Below are 6,670 nucleotides of genomic sequence, written 5' to 3' on the forward strand. Positions count from 1 at the left end.
CAGCTAAAGGTTTTTAGATAAAAACTCGTCAATCGCTTTAAACGTCATTAGACGATGCTGATTGTTGCTGAGGAAGTGATTGCCGTTATCAATTTCAAGGTATTTTACTTTTTTGTCCAGCCCATCTAACTTGCGGTACATATCGCGGCTTTGGCTCACTTGCACCACTTTGTCATTGTCACCATGGATTAATAAAATAGGCACATTGATTTTGTCGGCGTGATAAATCGGCGAACGTTCATAAAGCGCATTATAGTCATCACCAATGATTTTTTTGGTCATTTCGTGGTTGGTGTAAAAACGCGATAACTTAACCAAATCCTCCACGTCAGCTACGCCAGCAAAACTGATAACACATTGATATAAATCAGGTGTCATTGCCGCGCCCATCATTGCGGCATAACCGCCGTAACTGGCACCTGCAATACAAATTCGCTTTGGATCGGCAATGCCTTCATTGATTAAATAGCGAGTGCCATCTTCAACATCAGTTTGCATTTCTTTGCCCCAGCCTTGTAAACCTGCAGTGGTAAATTGATGACCATAGCCAGCAGAGCCTCGAAAGTTCATTTGCAGCACGGCATAGCCACGGTTAGCAAAGAATTGCGCCCAATAATCAAATGAGTCGCCAGTATAAGATTGTGGTCCACCGTGAGGAAAGATGATGGTGGGGAGTTTTTTAGCTTCAATGCCTTTTGGTAGTGAAAGGTAGCTAGGGATGGTTAAGCCATCGCGAGCTTGGTAGCTGATAGCTTTTGGTTCAGTTAGTACTTGCGGGTTGAGTTGAGAATATTTGCTGGCAATAACCTCTAAACGGCGCGCGTCGCGGTCACCATAAAGAAATAACCCTGGTTGAGTAGGGCTGGTGGCAAATACAATATAACGACGTTCATTTTGGCTAAATTGAGTTAAGTAATTCTGAGTATCTGGTAACGCCATTTTGATACCACTGACCAGCTTTTGATAATCTTTGTCCCAAAAATGGTATTCATTATCGATACCCGTTGAAATCCCAATGGCTTGGCGAGTAATTTTAGAGTGAATTAATCGGCCATCGACATCATGATTTGCCTCTTTGTAGACTAACTTTTTTGTGAGTTTAGGGTCAGTTAAGTCCACTTTGAAAACTGCAAAGTAGCCTTCATGGTAAGCTTTTACAAATAGAATATTGGGGTTAACATCAAAGCCAATAGGGATAACGGTATCCTCAGAGTAGGCTTCATTTTTCCACAATAAGCGCAATTTTCCATTGGCTTCATTTTGTTCATAAGTTCTATATTCAGTATTATCCGGATCTCGGTAAGTGGCTATTCTTACTTTGTGTTGTTGATCGGTCATCCAATCAATTACATGCTCACGGTAATATTGTTCAGTGGTGGTTTTGCCTGTTATTAAGTTAACTTTGATAACAGTAGGTTCGTTAACTCTTTTACTGAAACCTGATACAGACAGTAAAATATGCTCAGGATCTTTTGGCAATAGATCGACAATGTCATGTTGGTATTGAGGGATAGATTCAAAGCGTTTTAACGCTTTTTTAGTTAGCACACTACCCACATCACCAGTTAAGGTATTGTATTTAATTAAGATACTCTCATTAGCATCTTTACCGAAGCGTTTTGAGGGGATAAAAGCAGATATGAGTATGGTTTGATTATTGGCCCAGGCTAAATTGAATATGGTATAGCGTTCATGATCGTTTTTGATTGGAATATGAGATTGGCCGGTTTCGATATTAAACAAAGCCACAATTTTATGCGGCACTGCTGCACTATCATCTAAAATCAATGAGGCAATTTGTTTGCCATCAGGTGATAATCGTACCGTACTGACATCTGGAATACTCGCAAATGCTTCGACAGGGAGCCGCTGAGGTGTTGTTGCACTGGCGGTGGGCGTTTGGCTGATAAACAACAAAATAATCAGCGCTAAAATCCGTTTCATAATAATCCTAGTGGTTTGGGTAAAAGTGTAGCTCTCATCCGAAGAGCAATTAATTTATGGCTATTCAAGCCGAGCTATTGCTGTACGAGCAAGAGTTAAACGAGCAAGTGCTTTACGAGCAAGTGTTACACAAGCTAGTGCTATAAATGCTTTTGCAAAAAAGCTTCGATGGCGACAAAGGTTTTTATTCGATGCTCATTGTTACTTAAATAATGGTCGCCATTTTCAAGTTCAATGTATTCAACTGGTTTGTTTAAGTCTTCTAGTTCATCAAACATATCTTCACTGTGCTGGACTCTAACCACTCGGTCTTTATCACCATGAATAAGTAACACTGGCACATTGATGTCTTTGGCTTTACTCATTGGTGAACGCTCATAAAGGGCATCATAGTCATCACCAATTTGTTTTTTAACGATATCAAAGTTGCTATACCGTCTGGATGATTTTACTAAGTACTCAATGTCAGTAACGCCTGCAAAACTCACCGCACATTGATATAAATCTTTAGTCGTGGCCACTCCCATTAGGGCTGCATAGCCGCCATAACTGGCGCCAACAATACACACTTTATTGGGATCGGCGATGCCTTCATCGATTAACCAGCGAGTGCCATCTTCAACATCATTTTGCATATCAAGCCCCCAATTTTGTAAGCCAGCTTTCATGAAGTCGTAACCATATCCTGCAGAGCCTCGAAAGTTCATTCTAAGGACTGCATAGCCTCTGTTGGCTAAAAACTGAGTCCAGTAGTCAAAGCTATTGGAGTCATAGCTAATTGGACCGCCATGGGGGAAGATAATGGTTGGTAGCTGTTTAGCTTCTTTATCTAACGGTGTGGTTAAGAAAGCTTGGATTTCTAAACCATCTCTAGCTTTGTACGATAAGGTTTGGGTGTTAGCCAATAAATCAGGTGATAGTTTTTTATATCGATAAGCAATCGGGAATAGCTTTCCTGCATCGCGGTCACCAAATAGATAAGTGCCAGCTTCTTTTGAGTTGGTTGAATACACAATGTAACGACGCTCATTATCACTAAACTGGGTTATATAATTACGGTATTCAGGCAGTGCTTTGTTTAGACCATTAACGAGGCCGATATATTCTTTATCCCAAAAGGTATATTCAGACTCATCGCCATCATCAATACCAATAACCTTCTGCTTGAGTTTTGAATAAATGAGTGAGCCTTCGACGTCGTTAAACTCTTTACTGAATACTAATTCTTTAGCAAGCTCAGGGTCGCGTAAATCAACCTTGAAGATGGCTTCAAAACCTTCATGATAAGCCTGAACATAGAGGATATTTTTATCCTGAGCAAAGCCCATTGGCCAAACTTGATCTTCCTCGAAAGCTTCAAACTCCCATAGAATTCTTCTATCTTTATGGGCATCTTCTTGTTCATAAATGCGGTATTTGGTTTCTTTACGGTATATGCCGATTCGAATTCTATTTTGCCTATCCGTTATCCAGTCTGTAACGTTTGCTTCAGCAGGTTGCTCAAAACGAATATTGCCGTTATTTAAGTTAACTTTGATGACCGACTCAAATTGAGTTTTATTACCAATACCATTAGTACCCAGTAACAAGTATTTGTCGTCATCGGGAAGGTAGTCGATAATATTTGATTGGATTTGTGGCATCCATTTAAACTTTTTAAGTCCAAAACGACTTAGTAAATTAGAGGTGTTTTTCTTACTCAGAGAATACTTAATAATGCGAGTTTCTGTGGTTGGGGTACCGAAACGAACAGCGGGAAACTTAGCTTTTATGAGTAGTAAATCATCATTTGCCCAGCTCATGGATAAAATGACAAATTTTTCATTGTCCGTTTGAATGGGGTAAGAAGATTCACGAGTATCAATATCTAGAATATTGACTAATGTGCCTTCCATTCCTTTAGCTTCAGAACGAACTAAAGAAGCAATTTTAGTACCATTAGGAGACATAGTGACATGACTGACATCAGGAATACTGGCAAACGCTTCAACAGGTAGTTGCTGATTTTTTGCAAATGATGTCAGTGAAGATAACAGCAAGATTGATGCTGTTAGTATAAGTAAAATCCTTTTCATCCAAACTTTCCGTGTTGAACATAAACATGTTGCACACATGTTATCAGTAAAAAGATGGATAAAGCCAATTTTACTAATGCTAAACCTATGTAATGGTTATATTTGCTTAAAAGCCTGACTGTACTTGTAATGGAGTCCAAGTGAGGCGCTGCGGCACAGCATAAAGGCGCTCATTGCCGCCCATAAACCGTGATTACCGTAACCTTGTAATAGATACCAGCAAGGAAAAAACACCACGAAAGTGGCAATAATCATGCTGTTTCGCATTGCTCTACCTTGAGCGGCGCCAATATAGACACCATCAAACAAATAAGATCCGAATGCCAATAAAGGCATAAACACTAACCAAATAAGGTACATATTAGCTTGCTGTTGCACGATTTCGATACTGGTAAGTAAGCTAATAATGCCACTTCCACCAAAATAGAATAACAAGCAAAATCCCACTGAGAATAATGCAGACCAATAGCCAGCTAAGAGCACCGACTCATGCAGTAAGGGGAGGTTTTTCTGACCGACTGCGCGGCCGACTTCAGCCTCAGCATAATAGGCTATGCCATCTAGGGCGTAAGAGATGAGCATGAGTAAGTTTAACAACACCGCATTAGCAGCAATGATGTCATCGCCTAAGCCTGCGCCGTAAAAGGTCATAAAGGTAAAGCTCGCTTGCAGGCATAAACTGCGGATAAAAATGTCACGGTTAAGTTTAAGCAGTTGCGAGTAGCCTTTATAGCTTAGGTGGATGAATAGCTTACCGAGATTAAAATCACTTTGCTGATAAAGGGCACGTTTAACAATCACCGCTGCGACAGTGAACGCACAAATATCTGCGATGACCGAGGCTAAAGCGGCACCTTTTACGTTCCATTCAAAACCGATGACAAACACTACATCCAAAACAATATTAACGATGTTGGCAATGATAAGTTGCCACATAGCAGCTTTAGGCGCTTGCCTGCCGAGCAACCAACCCAACAAGACTAAGTTCACTAATGCGAATGGAATCGACCAAATACGGATGTTGACGTATTCGCTGCAAAAGTGCTTTACCTCTTCACTGGCTTGGCTAAGAGACATGGCGAATTCAAGCAATGGCTGCTGTAAGATGATTGCGCTAAATCCAAATATCAATGCTAGGCTACAACCTTGCACCAGCAATTTTTGCTGAGTTACGGTATCATTAGCGCCATATGCTTGGGCGACAAGACCTGTAGTCGACATTCTCAAAAAGCCCAATAGCCACACAATTAAGGTAATAATTGTGCTGCCTAATGCCACACCGCCTAAGTAATAGGCTTCACTTAAATGACCAATGACAGCGGTATCGACTAAACCTAATAGTGGGATAGTGATATTGGATAAAATCATCGGCAATGCTAACGCAAATAGCTGACGGTTTTTTTGGCTGTTAAATAGTAATGCTTTTATGGACATAGGAATCTTATGTTAAAACAAAGTCTTTTGGGATTAATCTGCTTATTCTCGTTTAATGCCAGTGCAGTGGTGATTTTGCAATATCATCATGTATCAGAAACAACGCCTGCCAGCACGAGTGTGACACCGGCGCAATTTGAAGAGCAAATGCAATATCTTGCTGATAATGAGTTTACCATCATTAGCTTGCAAGAGGCGGTGGATGCCATAAAAGAAGATAAACCCATGGCTGACAAAAGTATCGTGATTACCTTTGACGATGGATACGACAGTATTGCAGCTGCAGCCGCGCCCATTTTAGCCAAGCATAACTTTTCATATACCTTGTTTGTCTCGGTTGAACCCATTGAAAAAGGTTATGCTGGGATGATGAGTTGGGATGACATTAATCAACTTGCTCAAAATGGTGCGACGATTGCCAACCATAGCTGGGCCCACGAACACCTCAACCGTAAATTAGACGGTGAAACCCGCCAGCAATGGTTAACTCGCATCGAAAAGAATTTACTGGATACCGAAGCTGAAATTAAAAAGCATACGGGGCAAAGCGTACGCATGCTGGCTTACCCTTATGGTGAATATAATGCGGATGTTGAAGATATTCTTAAACAGCATGACTTTATTGGTTTAGGGCAACAGTCTGGCGCTGCGGGTAAGTACTCGATACTGACGGCATTACCCCGTTTTCCTGTTGCAGGGGCTTATGCGGATTTGGATAGTTTAAAAGTTAAATTTACCAGCCTGAACATGCCAGTGGTTAAGCAAAATATCACTGATCCATTATTAACTTCTGGGGATTGGCGACCTGAGTTAAAAGTCGAGTTAGATATCACTGATATTTACCCACATCAAGTGATGTGTTTTGTTCAGGGACAAGGCGCGAAAAAGCCAACGTGGTTGACTGAAACAGAGTTTAGCATTCAAGCGCCAGCGAATTTACCCGCAGGGCGTAGCCGTTATAATTGCACCGCACCGAGTAAAACTCAGAAAGGCTATTATTGGTTTTCGCAGGCTTGGGTGAGACCCAATAATGATGGAAGTTGGCCAAAAGAATAATCTTTTGGTTTGATGTTTTGTTGATTTCCAAACTTCGTTTGGTGTAGATAAAAAAACGTGGGTTTTCTACCGACACCCGACTACGTATTTTCCTACATTGAAATCAAAAGCTAATCAAGATCGTGGCGCTTCGCCCACACCCGACGAAAGGGAAACAACAG

Annotated in this window: 4 protein-coding genes; 1 reads left to right on the forward strand and 3 read right to left on the reverse strand. The window is 41.0% G+C overall.

Going from position 1 to position 6,670, the window contains the following annotated elements; translation table 11 throughout:
• Nucleotides 1-3: 3 nt before the first annotated feature.
• From AB4153_RS15510 to AB4153_RS15520, 3 genes are all read right to left on the reverse strand, one after another.
• Nucleotides 4-1,944 carry an alpha/beta hydrolase family protein gene (locus tag AB4153_RS15510; protein ID WP_371998071.1) on the reverse strand — a complete coding sequence of 647 codons (1,941 nt, stop codon included), beginning with the start codon at nt 1,942-1,944 and terminating at the stop codon, nt 4-6.
• Nucleotides 1,945-2,084: 140 nt separating this feature from the next.
• Nucleotides 2,085-4,019, reverse strand: a complete 1,935-nt coding sequence (locus AB4153_RS15515; protein WP_371998072.1) for an alpha/beta hydrolase family protein — start codon at nt 4,017-4,019, stop codon at nt 2,085-2,087.
• Nucleotides 4,020-4,115: 96 nt separating this feature from the next.
• Nucleotides 4,116-5,453 carry an MATE family efflux transporter gene (locus tag AB4153_RS15520; protein ID WP_371998073.1) on the reverse strand — a complete coding sequence of 446 codons (1,338 nt, stop codon included), beginning with the start codon at nt 5,451-5,453 and terminating at the stop codon, nt 4,116-4,118.
• 9 nt (nt 5,454-5,462) lie between these two features.
• Here AB4153_RS15520 and AB4153_RS15525 point away from each other — a divergent pair, with 9 nt between their 5' ends.
• Nucleotides 5,463-6,509: a polysaccharide deacetylase family protein gene (locus AB4153_RS15525; protein ID WP_229370808.1), complete on the forward strand. Its 1,047-nt coding sequence runs from the start codon at nt 5,463-5,465 to the stop codon at nt 6,507-6,509.
• Nucleotides 6,510-6,670 lie beyond the last annotated feature (161 nt).

The organism is Shewanella sp. 10N.286.52.E4 (assembly GCF_041468785.1).
Lineage (GTDB): Bacteria > Pseudomonadota > Gammaproteobacteria > Enterobacterales > Shewanellaceae > Shewanella > Shewanella electrodiphila.

Excerpts from the sequence above, each read along its gene's own strand:
- AB4153_RS15510 (WP_371998071.1), bottom strand. The coding sequence starts at position 1,944 with ATGAAACGGATTTTAGCGCTGATTATTTTGTTGTTTATCAGCCAAACG.
- AB4153_RS15515 (WP_371998072.1), bottom strand. The coding sequence starts at position 4,019 with ATGAAAAGGATTTTACTTATACTAACAGCATCAATCTTGCTGTTATCT.
- AB4153_RS15520 (WP_371998073.1), bottom strand. The coding sequence starts at position 5,453 with ATGTCCATAAAAGCATTACTATTTAACAGCCAAAAAAACCGTCAGCTA.
- AB4153_RS15525 (WP_229370808.1), top strand. The coding sequence starts at position 5,463 with ATGTTAAAACAAAGTCTTTTGGGATTAATCTGCTTATTCTCGTTTAAT.